Origin of the sequence: Vibrio pelagius (assembly GCF_024347575.1) — a bacterium.
Classification (GTDB): domain Bacteria; phylum Pseudomonadota; class Gammaproteobacteria; order Enterobacterales; family Vibrionaceae; genus Vibrio; species Vibrio pelagius.
Window position 1 is genome coordinate 457,984 of the sequence record NZ_AP025503.1, and the last position, 17,087, is coordinate 475,070.

Consider the following 17,087-nt stretch of genomic DNA (forward strand, 5'->3'; position numbering starts at 1 on the left):
TAGCGGCCGTTTTTATATGACTTAGGGAAGACAATGAACAATTTCACTATTGAAAACCAAAACATGGCGTACCTAGATGAAGGGCAAGGGCCTGTACTAGTGTTCGGTCACAGCTATCTATGGGATAGTGCAATGTGGCAACCTCAATTAGAGGCGCTGAAATCTAAGTACCGTTGTATTGTTCCTGAGCTTTGGTCACACGGTCAATCTGATGCGGCGCCAAGCTCAATGCGCACGCTAAAAGATTATGCTCAACATGTTTTGGCACTGCTTGATCATTTGGGTGTTGAGGAGTTCTCAATTGTTGGTCTATCGGTAGGCGGCATGTGGGGGACAGAGTTGGTTGAATTGGCACCGTCTCGAGTGAAAACGCTAGTACTTATGGATACCTTTGTTGGTCTAGAGCCAGAAGTAGCACACGCTAAGTACTTCTCAATGTTAGATACCATCGCCCAGACCAAGATGGTTCCACCACCGATTGTTGAAGCGGTGGTTCCTTTGTTCTTCGCGAATCAAGCAGAGCAAAATAGCCCTGCGCTAGTGAAAGGTTTTACAGAGTTTCTGTCGCAGCTAAGCGGTGAGCACGCAGAACAGGTCGCACGTATTGGGCGCATAGTGTTCGGACGCCGCGACATGATCGAATCGATAGAGAAGTTTGCTTTACCAGTCTTGGTTGCCGTAGGTCAAGAAGACAAACCTCGTCCGGTATTGGAATCTTACTTAATGCATGATTGCATTTCAGGTAGCGAGTTAGCTGTAATTCCAAATGCTGGCCATATTAGTAGCTTAGAACAGCCTGAGTTTGTAAATGAGATGCTTGCGAGCTTCTTAGATAAGCATCTGTTGGTGTAACAGTATCACCAGCGAAATGTTGGAAAGTCGGCGTAATCTGTATCGATTACGCCGATTTTTTTTGTCCTAATTTGGGTTCACTACCATCGAGTAATCGACGAATATTTTGATGATGACGCAATACGATGAGGCAACACAACATGGCAACAGGAAGCGTGTACTGTGGTTTAACCATCCATGCATAAAACGGAGTGACTAACACAGTCACAATCGCAGCTAAGGATGAGTAACGGAAGAGAAACGCGACCAGTAGCCAAGTACCCATAATCATACCAGTAAGATCAAGACCAATAGGTGCGATTGCACCCAAGGCGGTCGCGACACCTTTGCCACCTTTAAAGTGGAAGAAGATCGGGTACATATGACCTAAACATGCGGCAATCGCGACAACACCCAGAATGATAGGGTCGATATCGAGAAAGTAACCGAGCCAGACAGGAATCGTGCCCTTTAGCATGTCACACAGCAGTACAGAGGCTGCCGCGGCTTTACCACCGATACGCAATACATTGGTAGCACCGGGGTTATTTGAGCCCACCGTTCTGGGATCAGGCAGACGCGCGATTCGGCATATCAAGACCGCACTTGAGATTGAACCTAGTAGATAGGCTGCAATGATCATAATGAGTGCCAATGGAGTCATGTCTGTCCTTAATGGTGCGAAAATAATGCTCAATCCAAGAGTAATTGATATCATATCCTGAATTAGGCAAATAATACGTTTTTTTCCCATTTTTGGGTATCCGACCTCTAAAAGGACAACTAATGGCACTGGATAAAGTTTTCATCGAACAGTTAGAAGTGATCACAACGATTGGTGTGTATGACTGGGAACAAGAAATTAAGCAAAAGCTAGTGCTTGATATAGAAATGGCTCACGACAACCGCCCTGCAGGTAAAAGTGATGATGTGGTTGATGCTTTAGATTATTCAAAGGTGAGCACGGCGGTTCTTGAGCACATTGAAAATGGTCGCTTCCTATTGGTTGAGCGTGTCGCAGAAGAGATCGCTGAGTTGATCATGACGCAATTCTCAGTGCCGTGGATCAAGATCCGCCTGGCGAAACCGGGCGCAGTGCCTCAAGCGAAAGCTGTAGGCGTGGTCATCGAACGAGGCCAAGCATGACCATTGCTTATGTCGGGGTCGGCACCAATATCGACCGTGACAAACATGCCAAGGCCGCTTGGCTAGAGTTGCAATCTTTGGGGAGTAATCTACGTTGCTCCTCAATTTATCACTGTGAACCAGTGGGGTTTGACAGCCATCCGTTCTATAACTTCGTGATTGAGCTCGATACTTTGTTGTCATTGACCGAATTTTCACAACAGCTGCGTAAAATTGAGTTTAAATACGGGCGCGCGAAGGATGCTCATAAGTTGCAAGATCGCAATTTAGATCTCGATATTGTGCTGTTTGGTGATGTGGTTTCTTCTCAAAAACCTCAACTGCCTCGCAGTGATATCTTTAAATATCCTTTTGTCACACAACCACTATATGATCTCTGTCCTTCTCGTGTAATCCCTCAGGATGGGCGAACCGTCAGTGAAATATGGCAGAAAATGGAGCAGCTAGACTCTCTCTCTGTTGTAGATATAGAACTATAAATTTTTAAGGTTAGAAATGAGTTATTTTGAAGCGTTTATTTTGGCGTTGGTGCAAGGCTTTACCGAGTTTTTGCCGATCTCAAGTTCGGCACACTTGATCCTTCCTTCAGCTGTACTTGGCTGGGAAGACCAAGGTTTGGCATTCGATGTGGCGGTACACGTTGGTACATTGGCGGCTGTAGTGATCTATTTTCGCAAAGAAGTTATTTCACTACTGAATGCGTTTTTTGGTTCCGTGTTCAAAGGTGATCGAAGTAAAGAAGCGAAACTGGCTTGGATGATTATCTTAGCGACCATTCCTGCGTGTGTGTTTGGCCTATTGATGAAAGACATCATTGAGCTTTACCTGCGTAGTGCGTGGGTTATCGCGACCACGACTATCGTGTTTGGTTTGTTGTTATGGTGGGTAGATAAGAACTCAGCACTGCGTGATGATGAGTATCAAGCGGGTTGGAAGAAGGCACTATTCGTTGGTTTGGCGCAAGCGATGGCGATGATCCCTGGTACGTCTCGTTCAGGCGCAACTATTACAGCTGCGTTGTACCTTGGCTTTACCCGTGAAGCGGCAGCACGTTTCTCTTTCCTAATGTCGATTCCTATTATCACGCTAGCGGGCGGCTACTTAGGTCTTAAGCTAGTTACCAGTGGTGATCCAATCCATTTTGGTACTTTGTTGACGGGGATTGTGGTCTCTTTCATCAGCGCTTATATCTGTATTCACTTCTTCTTGAAGTTAATCTCTCGTATGGGTATGACGCCATTTGTTATCTACCGTCTGATTCTAGGCTGTGGTCTGTTTGCTTTCTTGATGATGCAATAAGCTCCAACTCAAAGTTCAAAACGCACAAAACCCGCTGATTCAGCGGGTTTTGTTTTTCTAATCAATGGTATAAGTTTGTATTTCTAAGTGGTAACTAGAGCGCGCTCAATAGCCTGAACACGGCGTTTCTCTTGCTCATCTCGAATCTCTTTGCCTTTAAAGCCGTCGGCAATCACCGCTTTAACATCAACCCCTAATGCAGCTTGATACGCAGCTTCAAAGCGCGGCTTTTGCGGGTAAGGCTCAAACTCTAACCCTTTCCTTCCTGCATGGTCGGCTTGGCAGCACAACAAGATGTCATTGAGCCTTTCAGGTTTACGCCATACGTCAAACTTGTTGAGGATCTTTAGGAAGGTAGCTGGCTTGAGCTCTCCGGCTCGGTGAATATTGGAGTGCTGCTCACAGACAAGCAGTGCTAAATCACGAAATTCATTCGGCACACGAACTCGCTCACACAGTGATTTGATCAGCTTGATCCCCGTATGACAGTGCATTTTGTGGCTAGGCCATTCATTTGGTGGGGTCACACCTTTACCGAGGTCATGTACTTGGGCTGCAAAGCGAACGGGCAGTGAAGTGCTTAATAGTGCGGCCTGCTGAGCAACCATCAAGGTGTGAATACCCGTATCGATCTCAGGATGCCACTTTTCAGGCTGTGGGACGCCAAATAGCGCGTCCAACTCTGGGAGTACCACGGCTAGGGCACCGCACTCTCTCAAGGTTGATAAGAAAATTTCTGGATGTGGTGTACTGAGTGATTTGTGCCACTCTTGCCAGACACGCTCTGCTGTCAGATGCTCTAATTCACCGGACTCAACGATACGTCGCATCATCTCCATAGTTTCTGGCGCAACGGTAAAGCCCAAATGATGAAGCTTGGCGGCGAAACGAGCCACACGCAGCACGCGCAGTGGATCTTCGACAAAGGCGTCTGAGACGTGTCTTAGGACGCGGTTCTCTAGGTCTTGTTGACCATGATAGGGATCGTAGAGTGTACCTTGTTCATCTTGTGCGATAGCGTTGATGGTTAGGTCGCGACGCATGAGATCTTCTTCGAGGGTAACGTCAGGTGCAAAATAGCACTCAAAACCTGTATAGCCAGAGCCAGACTTTTTCTCAGTTCGTGCTAGTGCGTGCTCTTCTTTAGTTTTTGGGTGCAAGAAAACTGGAAACTCTTTACCAACGGCGGTAAACCCAAGTTCTTCCATCTGCTGCGGCGTACTGCCGACGACAACCCAATCTTTGTCGTAGCTCGCAATGTTCAGTAATTGGTCACGTACGGCACCACCTACCAAATATCTGTTTAGGCTCTGGTGTACTGGTAAGCCATCGTAGTTTTGCAACTTATCACCTCGAAATCTTTTATCACTGCTGGACTTTATGGCGAGCAATGGTAATTTCCATTTATCGTAATTATAGGGCAGCCTATGTATAAGGAATATTTTGGCTTCGTAGAGATGCCATTCTCGATTGTACCAAATTCTCGCTACTTGTTTTTAAGTCAGCGTCATCAGGAAGCAATGCAGAACCTGCAAGCTGGACTCGGTGATGGTGGTGGCTTTGCCATGCTGACCGGAGAAGTAGGGACTGGCAAAACGACCGTTGCTAAGGCGATGCTGGCATCTTTAGATGACCAGACACAAGCTGGCCTTATACTGAATCCGACATTCTCTAACATTGAGCTTCTCGAAGCGGTGTGTGATGAGTTCGAGATTGACTATCCAGAGCAAGCTTCACTTAAGCAGCTGAGTCAGGCTATTCATAGTTTCTTGTTGGACAGCCATGAGCAAGGTATTCAAACTCTACTGGTTATCGATGAAGCGCAACACCTTGCTGCGGATGTTCTAGAACAGCTACGCCTTCTGACCAATCTAGAGACAGACAGTCGTAAACTACTGAAAGTGCTGCTGGTGGGGCAACCCGAGCTGCAGCAACATTTGCAAACCAATCAACTTCGACAGCTAGCCCAACGCATCACAGGGCGTTATCATCTGCTGCCTCTCAATGTCCAAGAGGCGGGTAAGTACATTGCGTTTAGACTGGAGACAGCCGGTGCACAGCAGATGTTGTTCTCTAATCGCGCAGTGAAATCCATCGCTCAATACACTCATGGTATACCGAGATTAATAAACCTTGTGTGTGACAAAGCGCTTCAGCTGAGTTTTCATCAAGGCGAGAAAATGCCTTCTCAAGCCACCGTTGAACAAGCGTGTCAGCAGATCATGTCGTTCCAAGCCGAGGTGTATCAAGCGCCTGTTAAACAGCAGTCGGTAGTTTGGCCGAAACTGGTGCAGTACAGCGCGTTGAGTGTGCTGGGTTTGGGGCTCGCTTGGGGAACGTTTACCTATCTGCCACAAAACATCGACAAGTGGTTTGCTAATCAACATGTGGCGTCTGACCTTGAACCTCAGGTAAAAACAGCGCTTCAGGCGCCCATCGAGAGGCAAGCTGAAGCAAAACCTCTGCTACTCCCTGAACATATTGCTCTGCAGCTTAAACTAGGTACAAGCCGAGCTTCTGCTATCCAAGACCTGTATCAGTTATGGGGGTATCAATCTTCACTTCGTGATGGTTTATGTTTGAATGAGCCACAGAGCGTGTTTGTTTGTGCTGAAGGGCAAGCGACACTGCGTGAACTGATGGAACTCAACTCACCAGTGGTGCTGAAATTAACTTTTGAAGAGCACGCTTATCATGCGGTGCTGTATGGCCTTTCTGACAAGTCGGTTGAGTTATTGGTGAATCAATCTTTGGTTCAAATGCCGGTTACGACATTAGAGGCGCTGTGGCAGGGGGATTACGTTGCAATATGGAAACAACCTCTGAGAGAGACGCTGAGAGAGGGCGATTCCGGAGAAGCGGTCACTTTGCTTGACCTGTTACTGTCTGAAGCATTGGGAGAAAATGTAACGGGGCAAGATCAGTTTGATGACGAGCTAAAGCGCAAGGTCGAGGCGTTTCAGATTTGGCAAGGAATGTCAGTAGATGGCATTGCGGGCAAAAAAACGCTCTCACGCCTACAACGAATCGCTCAGTTAGATTCACCTATCCTGATGAGTATTAATGAGGAGAGAGGGTAATGTCTCGAACAATGAGCCGTTTACAAACATCGCAGATGCCAGGATTCCAGCAACATCTCGTTTCGACTCAAGCTCCAAAGTTGCGTTCGCATCGCGGTGCATCAATCGCGTTGAGCCTACTGTTGTTATTGGTGCCGTCATTACTCGTTGCGGGTGGTTTGCTTTATCAAGAGCGAACCTCTAAAGAGCAAGAGAGTGAGGTTGCACTAACTGAGCCAGTAAGTGTGGTAGAGCCTGCCACGTCAGAGTCGATTCCCACTCAAGCGGTCGCAGAGCTCGACACTGGCTTGATGGCGTCTGAGCTGTTTAGCATTCGTCCTGCACCTCAGGTGGGTGAACTGAAAGCTTTGCCGCGTCAAATGAGCTTTGTATCGGTTAACACTGAAACAGTTAACAGTGATGAGCAAGAGACTCAAATATCGAATGAACAAGACAACTCTGCATTAGCTCAAATTGACTATGAGAGTAAGCCGCAACAACCGCCTGCTGAATCGAGCAACCCACCACTGGCTCAGAACACCGGCAGTGCAAACAGTGACGCGAGCGAAAGTGACCTGTTACAAGGGCTGGACCTTACCGAGCTGTCACCGGAGTTAGCCCTAAAAATTGAGTCCATTCTTGAGAACAGCGATTCATCGTCTGAGGTGGATATTGACCGATACCGACCTCAACCGACAGTTCAGTTAGAGTCGCATACTCAGAGCTTGAGTGGGCGCTTACCGAGTCTGAACCTGCAAACGCATATGTACTCAAGCAGTGCAGAGAGGCGTTGGGTGAAAATCAATGATAAAGAGGTGGCACAAGGGGATTGGATAACCCCGGAAGTGCAGCTGATAGAAGTGAAGCCGCAATCTATTGTAGTGGAGTTTGAAGAGCAGGCTATCGAAATTCCTGCGCTTTATGAGTGGCAAGGTTGATCGCTGAAACGATTGAACATTAGAAAAACAAAAAGGAGCACATGAGTGCTCCTTTTTTGATTTGTTGCGATTACGCCCAACCGTTTGGTGATTTTCTCTTACGCGGGATTAGGTGCGGAAGAATCAGACCAAATAACAGACCTAGGCCAGCGACACCGCCGCCGTACATGAAGTACTTTAATAGTAGGTCGTCTTTTTGCGTGTCTAGCTTAGCGCGTAGCTCGCGGTTTTCCGTTTGAACGCTTGTCAGCTGTTGGCTGATTTCGCTGTAGTTCTGCTCTAGCTCAGAAATTTGCGTGTTGCGAGATTCAAGAGAGCTGATTAAACCCGCTTTCTCGCTATCTGCGCTTTGACGCGCATTTGCCAATTTCGCTTTCACTTCAGCTAGCTCTTTCTCTAGCTTAGGCATACGCAGTGCCATGCTCTCTTGAGAAGTGACAAACTTACTCTCAACCCAGCCTTTACGGCCACGGTTGTCTTGAATTTGGGTGTAACCCGTTTGCTTATTTGCTTGTAGGAATGTGATTTTTTCACCAGCATCGACACTACCAATAATACGGTAGCTATTATTTGGGCCAGAGTGCATATAAGTAAATAGTTTATCAGCAATATAACGGTCTTGTGCAAACGCAGCTGGGGCTGCAAGCATTGCGAACAAAACGAAGCTAATCAGTTTTTTCACAGTAAATCCCTTAACGATTTCAATTGGGGTGGGCGATAAGTCAGCCTCAGTTAGCAGATAGTATTTAGTTTCTCGGTAGGGTGCAACAAAGAAGGGAGGCTGAGCCTCCCTTTCTGTGTATTTGAGTCAATAATGACATTAGATTTACATATCGTTACTGAAGCTCACAATTTTCTGACGTCCATTCAGCCCCCTAAAAAGGGATTAGCCAATGAACATACCTTGAATTGCGTAGAAGAATACAACCGCAAGCAGTGCACCTGCTGGCAGTGTTACAATCCAAGAAGCAACGATGTTACGAACTACGCCAAGGTTTAGAGCCGCGATACCGCGAGCGAAACCAACACCCAATACTGCACCAACAAGTGTTTGTGTTGTTGAGATTGGTAGACCAGTACCAGAAGCCAGAACTACGGTACACGCTGTTGCAAGTTGTGCTGCAAAGCCACGGCTTGGTGTGAGTTCTGTAATACCAGTACCAACTGTCGCCATTACTTTGTGGCCAAGAGTTGCTAGACCAACAACAATACCAAAGCCACCTAGAGGCAGAATCCACCATGCGATGGTGCTCTTACCCGTGATTTCACCCATGTGTTCAACCGTTGATACAACAGCAGACAGTGGACCAATCGCGTTCGCTACGTCGTTTGAACCGTGAGCAAATGCCATCGCACACGCTGTGATAACCATAAGAACAGAGAAGATACCTTCCACGCCAGCAAAGCTGTGGTCTTCTTCGCGGTTAGCGAATTTCTTCTGGATGTATAGGTAGCCACCAACCATAACGATCGCAGAAACACCAGCAGCCCAAACCCAAGCTTCAGTGTTGCTTAGGTGAAGACCAACGTGTTTTAGACCTTTCTTGATTGTTACCAGCGCGATCACCATTGTTGTGATGAACATGTATACAGGTACAAAACGTTTAGCGTTAAACAGTGGGTTCTCAGTATCAAAGATCAGACGCTGAGCACTTACGAAGATAACGTAAGCGAAGAAACCAGAGATAACAGGCGTAATGATCCAGCTACCAACAATACCTTGAACACTGCCCCAGTCCACCGCTTCTGTACCCACAGACACACAAGCGAAACCGATGATAGCACCGATGATTGAGTGTGTTGTTGATACAGGCCAGCCCATGTAAGAAGCAAGTAGTAGCCATGTACCAGCAGCAAGCAGTGCTGACATCATGCCGAATACAAGTACGTCAGGTTGGTGTGCAAATAGAGATGTCTCGATAACACCTTTACGGATAGTATCGGTAACCTCACCGCCAGCAAGATAAGCACCAGCAAATTCAAAGATCATTGCGATAATGATCGCTTGTTTAACGGTTAGAGCTTTTGAGCCTACTGAAGTGCCCATTGCGTTCGCAACGTCATTCGCACCAATACCAATAGCCATCAAGAAACCGAAAGCTGCTGCAATAAGAATCAGGACAGTGCCGTAGTTAGCAAGGATATCCATCGTAATACCTAGTTGTTTGATAACAAGCGGAGCAAATTTAGACGCAAAAAACCGCTCAGCGAGAGAAATACTCAACGCATAAGTGGTTTTGGTTAAAAAGTGCTCTTCGTTATATAGTTAACGTTTGATTTAAGATCGAGAAAGCATTACTTCAAGACGAGCGCCAACACGCTGCGCTTGGTCTGCAATACCACCGACCCATTCAAGAATCTTGTATAAGAACATGATGTCGACAGGGTTTAGATCTGCTTCAATTGCCATGAGTTGTTGGCGTAGCTCGATCTGCATCGCGTCTGTATCATCTTCGATTACATCTAATTGATGAATCATCTCAGCAACGAGCGTTACTTCACGGCCTTTAAAGCCAGTCTCAAGTAATTCATCTAGTTCATTGATTACGTTTTGTGCTTGGTTCGCTGCATCTAGGCAACGTTTAACGTAAGCGATGAAATTCTCTTGTAGAGGAGCAGGAACGACAAGCTGACGACCGTAAACGCGGCCAGCGATGTCTTTCGCTAGGTTTGCAAGTTTGTCTTGCTGAGTTAATAGCTCCAACATATCGGTGCGATCAACTGGCATAAACAAACCGCGAGGAAGTTTAAGGCGGATTTCACGTTTTAGTACATCTGCTTCTTTTTCAAGATGAGAAATCTGCGCACGAATTTCAGCTGCCTTTTCCCAGTCACCTTTTGAAGAGACTTCAAAGAAGTTAACTAGGTGAGAACAACATTCGTTCACACACACAACGTGACGTTGCAAAGGTTTAATTGGGGACTTTGCAAATAACCCCATAATTGTATTTACTGGCATGGTTGTCCAACCTAATAAATAATAACCTTAAAAAAAACATACACCATATTCGTGGTGAAATGTTAAGCGATGGCTATAAAGTCGCGCATGTTAACCTAATCAATCTCTCATTAAAACTGTTTTAGATCATCATATGGGCGATATTTCTGACTTGCCGAGTTTTAAAATTGGCAATATCCTGTCCCTATCTTCCCAGAAAGGTATAACTATGGAAACCGAGATAGAACTGAAGTTTTTTGTTTCTCCTGAATTTTCAGAGACCTTACGCAATAAAATTGCTGAAACGAAGGTACTTCAGCACAGTTGTCGAGAGCTAGGTAACATCTACTTTGATACGCCGGACAACTGGCTACGTAAGCATGATACTGGCTTGCGCATTCGACGCTTTGATGACGTATTTGTACAAACCGTAAAAACAGCGGGTCGTGTGGTGGCTGGTTTGCACCAGAGACCAGAGTACAATGCGGAGCACGATAGCAATCAACCGAATCTATCTCTTCACCCTGGTGATATCTGGCCAGACGGTAAGGACGTCGAGACACTGCAAGCTGAACTGATTCCTCTTTTTTCGACTAACTTCACTCGCGAGCAGTGGTTGGTGGGGATGCCTGATGGTAGTCAGATTGAGGTGGCGTTTGATCAGGGCTTTGTTGAGTCTGGTGACCAACAAGAGCCTATCTGTGAGGTTGAGTTAGAGCTCAAATCTGGACAGGCCGATTCGTTATTCACACTGTCTCGCCAGTTCTGTGAACAGGGCGGCATGCGTCTAGGCAACTTGAGTAAAGCAGCGAAAGGTTATCGTTTAGCACAAGGTTACCAAGGCGATGAAGTGAAACCTCTGACCTTGGTGAAGACCGACAAGAATGACACGGTTGAATCCTGTTTTATCCAATCTTTAGAGCACGCTCTGTCTCATTGGCACTACCATGAGCAGATCTTTACTGAGCGCCAGTCGATAGAAGCACTGCATGAAATCAGCCATTCTTTGAGCTTTATCCGTCAAACATTTACCATTTACGGCGGCATTGTCCCTCGTCGTGCGAGTGCGATTCTTCGCCAAGAACTTAAGTGGCTAGAACAAGAGCTAGAATGGCTTAAGAGCTACGACCATTTAGAAGACTTGCTAGAAGACAAAGGCCACGTTTTACGTAAGTTAGATGCTCGCAAGTTCTTGGTTGCTGAACTTAAAGAGATGCAAGAGCAACTTCCAGACCGTGAAGAGCTACTGACTCTGCTGAGCTCTGCGCGCTATACCGGTTTGTTGCTTGATTTGAGCCGTTGGATCCTATCGCGTGGCTGGCAGCCGTTCCTCGATGAGAAAGCGCGAGAGCAAATGGCACGTGGAATTGAGTGGTTTTCGGTCAAGCAATTAGATCGTACTTGGGCAGAGCTTATGGAAGTTTTCCCGCCAGAACGTGTGATGACCAGCCAGGCTTACATCGATCAGCAGTATCGCTTAATGCGTAACCTCTATACAGGTGTTGGATTTGCCAGTCTGTATGATGCTGATGAGCGTAACAGCTTCCGTCTACCTTGGGCGGATATGATCCAAGGTATCGATGATCTGTTGATGCTAAGAACATTAGCCCCGTTAACAGACAAGTTAGAAGGGGATGAAAAAGTTCAGTTAGAGCGTTGGTTGGCTCGCCAAGAGGTGTCTATTCTGCATGCGATGGAGCAAACGCGCCAAATTAGTGTTGAAGTTGAGCCGTATTGGCAAGGTTAACAATCACCAGATAGAACATGAAAATAGGGCATTACGCCCTATTTTTTTATCTGCTGTTCTAGCTTATCTAATCGTTCAAGGATCTGTTGCTGTTGTTCCAGAATAAGGTCGAGCTTTTTGTCTTTGTTCTCTAGCTTCTTATTCTGTAAATCGGTCGGTTCGGTAATCAGAGATGTCACTAAGCCCGAGATCATACCGAATACACCCACGCCACAAATGATCACTAAAGAGGCCACCAGTTTTCCTGAGCTTGTCACAGGATAGTGATCGCCATATCCGACGGTGCTAATCGTGACAAATGCCCACCACAGCGCATCGTATCCAGTGGTAATGTTGGCTCCTGGTTGTTTATGTTCGAGTAACAAAATCGTGCCAGCACCGATAGTGAGCAGCAGCACTAGCAATAAAATGATGGATGCGAGCGTGGTTTCTCGACGATTACGAAACAGCTCTCTAAAAATTCGTTTGCTAGAGCGTAAAACCAAAACAACCCGTAATATCTGAAAGATACGTGCGAAACGCAAAGGTTCGACCATCGGAATACTGGCAAGAAAATCAATCCAATGAATCTTTAAGTATGAAATTTTGTTTTCCGCTCGAACCAGATCAACAGTGAGCTGCAGAAGAAAAACACTACAGATTACAAAGTCTAGGCCGATAAGAACTTGTTTAGATTCATCATCGATAGGCGCAAACAATAAGCTAGAGATCACAAATAACGCTAAGAAAGAGAGAATCAGTGATAATAAGCTCATTGGCTTGGGTGTGTCTTTGGTACTATCTAACATTCATACGAAGCTCGAAATAAATCGCAATCTTTAGCAAATCTTTGCTATTGCGCGGATATGGAAGCATTCAATATATAAGACTTAATGGAGAACTGACAATGACTAAACTGTCATTCAAGCCGTGGGAAAGGGTAATCTCTGACATTCGTCTCGTTCCAAAAATGATCATGCTGATGGTATTCAGTACCATTTTGATCATTGCCAAACAGCTGTGGGATGCCAGCACATTCCATGACTCATTGCTTGCGGCAACGAACAACGCACAAGTCGCACAAGAGCACTACGAGACATATCTAGTGCAGGTGGCTTGGCAAACCGGCTTGATGATTGTGGTGTTTGTGGTTCTTCTTATGGCTGCAGCTCGTGTGATGCTGCGCCAAACTCAGTATCTGAGTGAAGCTATAAAAACTATGGCGGACAAAAACTTGTCAGTACCCATCCATATGGATTGTAAAGATGAGTATGGTGATGTCGCTCGTGAGCTTGAGAAAACTCGCGTTCAGCTGAATGACATGATTAAAACGCAAGTGGCTTCATCCGATGAACTGTTCGCTCTGACCGAAGTGATGACGATCAGTATGTCTGAAACTAAGGAATCAGCGCAGGAAGAGTTCAATGAAATTGATCAGCTAGCGACTGCAATGAGTGAAATGACCTCGACCGTTCAAACTGTCGCTGAGCATGCACAGAATGCGTCTTCTCTTACCGAGCAAGCATCGGGCCAAGCCCTTACAGGTCAAAAGTTTGTACAAGGCTCTGTGTCTAAAATGAGTGAACTCTCAACCGATATCGCTGCATCAGCGGCTGCGGTAAATCAAGTGGAAGAGCGTGTGGACTCAATTGGTAGCGTAGTGGGTACTATCCAAGGCATTTCTGAGCAGACTAACCTTCTTGCATTGAACGCGGCAATTGAAGCGGCACGTGCAGGTGAAGCAGGGCGTGGCTTTGCGGTGGTGGCTGATGAAGTACGTAACCTAGCCCAGCGCACCCAACAGGCGACAGTCGAAATTCAAGACATGATCACTCACCTACAAACCAGTGCTAACTCAGCGGTTGAGTTGATGGAGAAGAGTGTTGTTGAAGCAGCGGAAGGGGTTGATTTGGTTACCAACGCGGGCTCAGAGCTCGATGGTATCGTGAACCAAGTAAACCAAATCAATGACATGAACTTCCAAATTGCGACAGCAGCTGGTCAACAAAGTAGTGTCGCGGAAGAGATGAATGTGAATCTAACCAATGTTCGAGAGTTGGTTGAAGCTTCAGTCACAGTCGTTGGTGAGCTTCTTGAAACCTCACAAATCATGCAAACCAATGCTGAAGAGCTTGATGGTAAGATCAAGCAATTCAAGGTCTAAATTGATTTTGCAAGCTTAGGTCTTATTTCTAATCCGATAAAACGCCCACATTCCTGATGTGGGCGTTTTTTATTGGCAATAGTTTGATATAAATAGAGACAGTATGCGCTTAGTCAAACAAGGAAGAAAAATGCAATTGCCCGCTTCACTTACTCAGCACTCTCAATCGGTTTTAGAAAATCTGCTTGAACATCAAGGCGAAGCGATCTCGGCTTGGTCTCCCCAGTATCAAGAGCAACTTAATTATGTTTTAGGGTTGAGTAGCTTCGTCGGCGACTGCTTACAGCGTGACAGTGAGTTAGCTAAAGTGTTGCCCACCATGCTTGAGTGTGAAGAGCGCGCCGAAGGTTATCGAGAGAGACTCGCAGCTCTTTTGAGCGAGTGTCACGATGAGATGAGTGGTCAGCGCGTTCTGCGTCAATTTCGTAATCGCGAAATGTCTTATATCGCTTGGCGAGACTTTACTGCGTCTTGGCCTCTAGAGCAGAGCCTTAACCACCTTTCAATGCTCGCTGAAGCAATGATCTTTGAAACCTATCAGTGGCAATACAACATTTGTTGCAAAGAGTGGGGCACGCCTTGTAATGCGCAGGGAGAAGCTCAACCTATGCTGATCATCGGCATGGGTAAGTTAGGCGGAGGAGAATTGAACTTCTCTTCTGATATCGACCTGATTTTTACCTATCCAGAGAATGGCGAGACACAAGGTGCACGCAGAAGTATCGCTAATGCGCAGTTTTTCACACGTCTCGGGCAGCGCATCATTAAAGCTCTCGACCAACAGACCTTTGATGGCTTTTGCTATCGCGTTGACATGCGACTGCGTCCCTTTGGTGAAAGTGGCCCATTGGTCATGAGTTACGCAGCGCTAGAAGATTACTACCAAGAGCAAGGACGTGACTGGGAGCGCTACGCGATGGTGAAAGCTCGGGTGATGGGGAGCGAAATGTACCCTGAGTATCAAGAGCTGCGCCAAATGCTGCGCCCGTTTGTGTTCCGCCGTTACATCGATTTCAGTGCCATTCAGTCTTTGCGTCGTATGAAGTCAATGATCAGCAGCGAGGTACGTCGTCGCGGCTTGTCGAATAATATTAAGCTCGGCCCTGGTGGGATTCGTGAAGTGGAGTTTATTGCTCAGGTCTTTCAACTGATTCGTGGTGGACGAGAGCCGAGTTTGCGTGATCGTGGTCTACTAAACACCCTCGAAGCCATAGACGGCTTGAAGCTTTTAGAGTCAGGTGAAGTTGCACACCTTAGAGAGGCTTACCTATTTCTTCGCCGTTTAGAAAACTTACTGCAAGCGATGGCCGACAAGCAGACCCAAACCTTGCCCGATAATAAGCAAGAGCAGCTACAGCTAGCGGTCGCAATGCAATTTGAAAATTGGTCAGCGCTGATTGAGGAGACTCGTCAGCATATGGCCAATGTTCATGGAGTGTTTGAGGATCTGATTGGTGTCGAAGAGGAGGAAGCCAACCCCATCGCGAGCCACTTCAGCGAGTTGTGGGATATGGCACATAAGCAGGACGTAATCGAGCATGTTTTGGAGACTGACATCAATGCCGTTGATCCACAGAAAGCCGCCACCACCATCATTCAGTTCAAGACTGATCTCGCAAAGAAAACATTGGGCCCAAGAGGACGCGAAGTTCTTAACCGTTTGATGCCGAAAGTGTTCCAAGCCTTATACACCAACAAAGATGCAGAGTTTGGGTTGTCGCGTGTGTTGCACCTGCTGCAAAAAATCGTCACGCGAACCACTTACCTTGAACTGCTCGATGAGCACCCTGCGGCTCTGACCCAGTTGGTACGCCTGTGTACCGCGAGTCCGATGATTTCTGAGCAACTGGGGCGCTACCCAATCTTGCTTGATGAATTGATCGATCCTCAGCAGTTGTATAACCCTGTGCCGTTAGAGTCGTACAAAACTGAGCTGCGTGACTATCTTGCACGCATTCCAGAAGATGACATGGAACAACAGATGGAGGGACTGCGTCAGTTTAAGCAGACCTGTATCTTGAGGATCGCAGCGGCAGATATTGCGGGTGTGTTGCCTGTGATGAAGGTGAGTGATCACTTAACCTACTTAGCAGAAGCTATTGTAGAAGCTGGAGTGAATCAAGCTTGGCTGCAAGTGTCGGCTAAATATGGCGAGCCTACCCACATTAAGGATCGTGATGGGCGCGGCTTTGCGGTTGTTGGTTACGGAAAAGTGGGGGGCTGGGAGTTAGGCTATAACTCGGATCTGGATATTGTCTTCATGCATGACTGCCCTGTAGATGTTTATACCGACGGTAAAAAAGAGATTGATGGTCGTCAATTCTATCTGCGCCTAGCGCAGCGCATTATTCATATCTTCTCGACTCGTACTGCCTCAGGGATTCTGTATGAAGTCGATACGCGCTTAAGACCTTCTGGCGCATCTGGATTACTGGTCAGCCCAACCGATGCCTTTGACGAGTATCAACACACTGAAGCGTGGACGTGGGAACATCAAGCATTGACACGAGCGCGTATGATCTATGGTGACGAGCCTTTGGCATTGGCGTTCAACAAGACGCGGCATGAGGTACTATGCCTTGAGCGTGATGGTGACGACCTTAAGCAAGAGGTAGTCAAGATGCGTGAGAAAATGCGCGATCACTTAGGCGGTAAGAAAAGCGATCGTTTTATGCTGAAACAAGACCGTGGTGGCATTACCGACGTTGAGTTTCTTGCTCAATACCTAGTGTTGAGGTACAGCCATGAGAAACCGAAGCTGACACGTTGGTGTGACAATGTGCGTATCTTCGAGAGTCTGATGTCACAGGGCATAATGGAAGAATCACAAGCAATGGCTCTCACTCACGCTTACACCACATTGCGTGATGAAATTCACCATCGCAACTTACTTAATCTTGATGCTGATGTTGCAATGGATAAGTTTGAGCAAGAGAGGGCGCTTGTCACTCAGGCTTGGCAGCAGTGGATGCTCGCTGAATAGCTC

15 protein-coding genes are annotated in these 17,087 nt (G+C 46.7%); 9 read left to right on the forward strand and 6 right to left on the reverse strand.

Annotation, left to right across the window (positions count from 1 at the left end):
- Nucleotides 1–33: 33 nt before the first annotated feature.
- Complete coding sequence (locus vsple_RS02060; RefSeq protein ID WP_261882541.1) at nt 34–852, forward strand: alpha/beta fold hydrolase; 819 nt, start codon at nt 34–36, stop codon at nt 850–852.
- Nucleotides 853–898: 46 nt separating this feature from the next.
- On the opposite strand, the gene plsY is transcribed toward vsple_RS02060, so the two are convergent.
- Entirely contained in the window at nt 899–1,495 is a 597-nt protein-coding gene (gene plsY / locus vsple_RS02065; protein WP_255231504.1) for a glycerol-3-phosphate 1-O-acyltransferase PlsY, read from the reverse strand.
- Nucleotides 1,496–1,617: 122 nt separating this feature from the next.
- On the opposite strand from plsY, the gene folB reads away from it, so the two are divergent.
- The 3 genes from folB to vsple_RS02080 are packed head-to-tail and all read left to right on the forward strand — an operon-like array spanning nt 1,618 to nt 3,276.
- Nucleotides 1,618–1,977: a dihydroneopterin aldolase gene (gene folB, locus vsple_RS02070; RefSeq protein WP_032553075.1), complete on the forward strand. Its 360-nt coding sequence runs from the start codon at nt 1,618–1,620 to the stop codon at nt 1,975–1,977.
- Entirely contained in the window at nt 1,974–2,456 is a 483-nt protein-coding gene (folK, locus tag vsple_RS02075) for a 2-amino-4-hydroxy-6-hydroxymethyldihydropteridine diphosphokinase (protein ID WP_261882542.1), read from the forward strand. The genes folB and folK overlap by 4 nt, the downstream gene beginning before the upstream one ends.
- Nucleotides 2,457–2,472: 16 nt before the next feature.
- A complete protein-coding gene (locus vsple_RS02080; protein ID WP_261882543.1) occupies nt 2,473–3,276 on the forward strand; it encodes an undecaprenyl-diphosphate phosphatase in 804 nt (267 codons plus the stop codon).
- 83 nt (nt 3,277–3,359) lie between these two features.
- Here vsple_RS02080 and vsple_RS02085 read toward each other — a convergent pair whose 3' ends face one another.
- Nucleotides 3,360–4,667: a multifunctional CCA addition/repair protein gene (locus tag vsple_RS02085; RefSeq protein ID WP_261882544.1), complete on the reverse strand. Its 1,308-nt coding sequence runs from the start codon at nt 4,665–4,667 to the stop codon at nt 3,360–3,362.
- A 36-nt stretch (nt 4,668–4,703) separates the two neighbouring features.
- On the opposite strand from vsple_RS02085, the gene vsple_RS02090 reads away from it, so the two are divergent.
- Together vsple_RS02090 and vsple_RS02095 are read left to right on the forward strand one after the other, a co-directional pair.
- On the forward strand, nt 4,704–6,356 hold the full coding sequence (locus vsple_RS02090) for an ExeA family protein (RefSeq protein WP_261882545.1): 1,653 nt from the start codon (nt 4,704–4,706) through the stop codon (nt 6,354–6,356).
- Nucleotides 6,356–7,273 carry a general secretion pathway protein GspB gene (locus vsple_RS02095; RefSeq protein ID WP_261882546.1) on the forward strand — a complete coding sequence of 306 codons (918 nt, stop codon included), beginning with the start codon at nt 6,356–6,358 and terminating at the stop codon, nt 7,271–7,273. Before vsple_RS02090 ends, vsple_RS02095 begins: the two co-directional genes overlap by 1 nt.
- A 70-nt stretch (nt 7,274–7,343) precedes the next feature.
- On the opposite strand, the gene vsple_RS02100 is transcribed toward vsple_RS02095, so the two are convergent.
- From vsple_RS02100 to vsple_RS02110, 3 genes are all read right to left on the reverse strand, one after another.
- The gene (locus vsple_RS02100; protein WP_255231498.1) at nt 7,344–7,955 is read right to left on the reverse strand and encodes a TIGR04211 family SH3 domain-containing protein; all 612 of its coding nucleotides are present in this window, start codon (nt 7,953–7,955) and stop codon (nt 7,344–7,346) included.
- Between the two features lie 204 nt (nt 7,956–8,159).
- Complete coding sequence (locus vsple_RS02105) at nt 8,160–9,422, reverse strand: inorganic phosphate transporter (RefSeq protein ID WP_032553082.1); 1,263 nt, start codon at nt 9,420–9,422, stop codon at nt 8,160–8,162.
- Nucleotides 9,423–9,551: 129 nt separating this feature from the next.
- Nucleotides 9,552–10,232 carry a TIGR00153 family protein gene (locus tag vsple_RS02110; RefSeq protein ID WP_255231496.1) on the reverse strand — a complete coding sequence of 227 codons (681 nt, stop codon included), beginning with the start codon at nt 10,230–10,232 and terminating at the stop codon, nt 9,552–9,554.
- Between the two features lie 208 nt (nt 10,233–10,440).
- On the opposite strand from vsple_RS02110, the gene vsple_RS02115 reads away from it, so the two are divergent.
- Nucleotides 10,441–11,958, forward strand: a complete 1,518-nt coding sequence (locus vsple_RS02115; protein ID WP_261882547.1) for a CYTH and CHAD domain-containing protein — start codon at nt 10,441–10,443, stop codon at nt 11,956–11,958.
- 38 nt (nt 11,959–11,996) lie between these two features.
- Here the strand turns inward: vsple_RS02115 and vsple_RS02120 are convergent, their stop codons facing one another.
- Nucleotides 11,997–12,746, reverse strand: a complete 750-nt coding sequence (locus tag vsple_RS02120; RefSeq protein WP_261882548.1) for a potassium channel family protein — start codon at nt 12,744–12,746, stop codon at nt 11,997–11,999.
- 98 nt (nt 12,747–12,844) lie between these two features.
- Here vsple_RS02120 and vsple_RS02125 point away from each other — a divergent pair, with 98 nt between their 5' ends.
- On the forward strand, nt 12,845–14,101 hold the full coding sequence (locus vsple_RS02125) for a methyl-accepting chemotaxis protein (protein ID WP_261882549.1): 1,257 nt from the start codon (nt 12,845–12,847) through the stop codon (nt 14,099–14,101).
- A 130-nt stretch (nt 14,102–14,231) separates the two neighbouring features.
- Entirely contained in the window at nt 14,232–17,084 is a 2,853-nt protein-coding gene (gene glnE / locus vsple_RS02130) for a bifunctional [glutamate--ammonia ligase]-adenylyl-L-tyrosine phosphorylase/[glutamate--ammonia-ligase] adenylyltransferase (RefSeq protein WP_261883108.1), read from the forward strand.
- Nucleotides 17,085–17,087 lie beyond the last annotated feature (3 nt).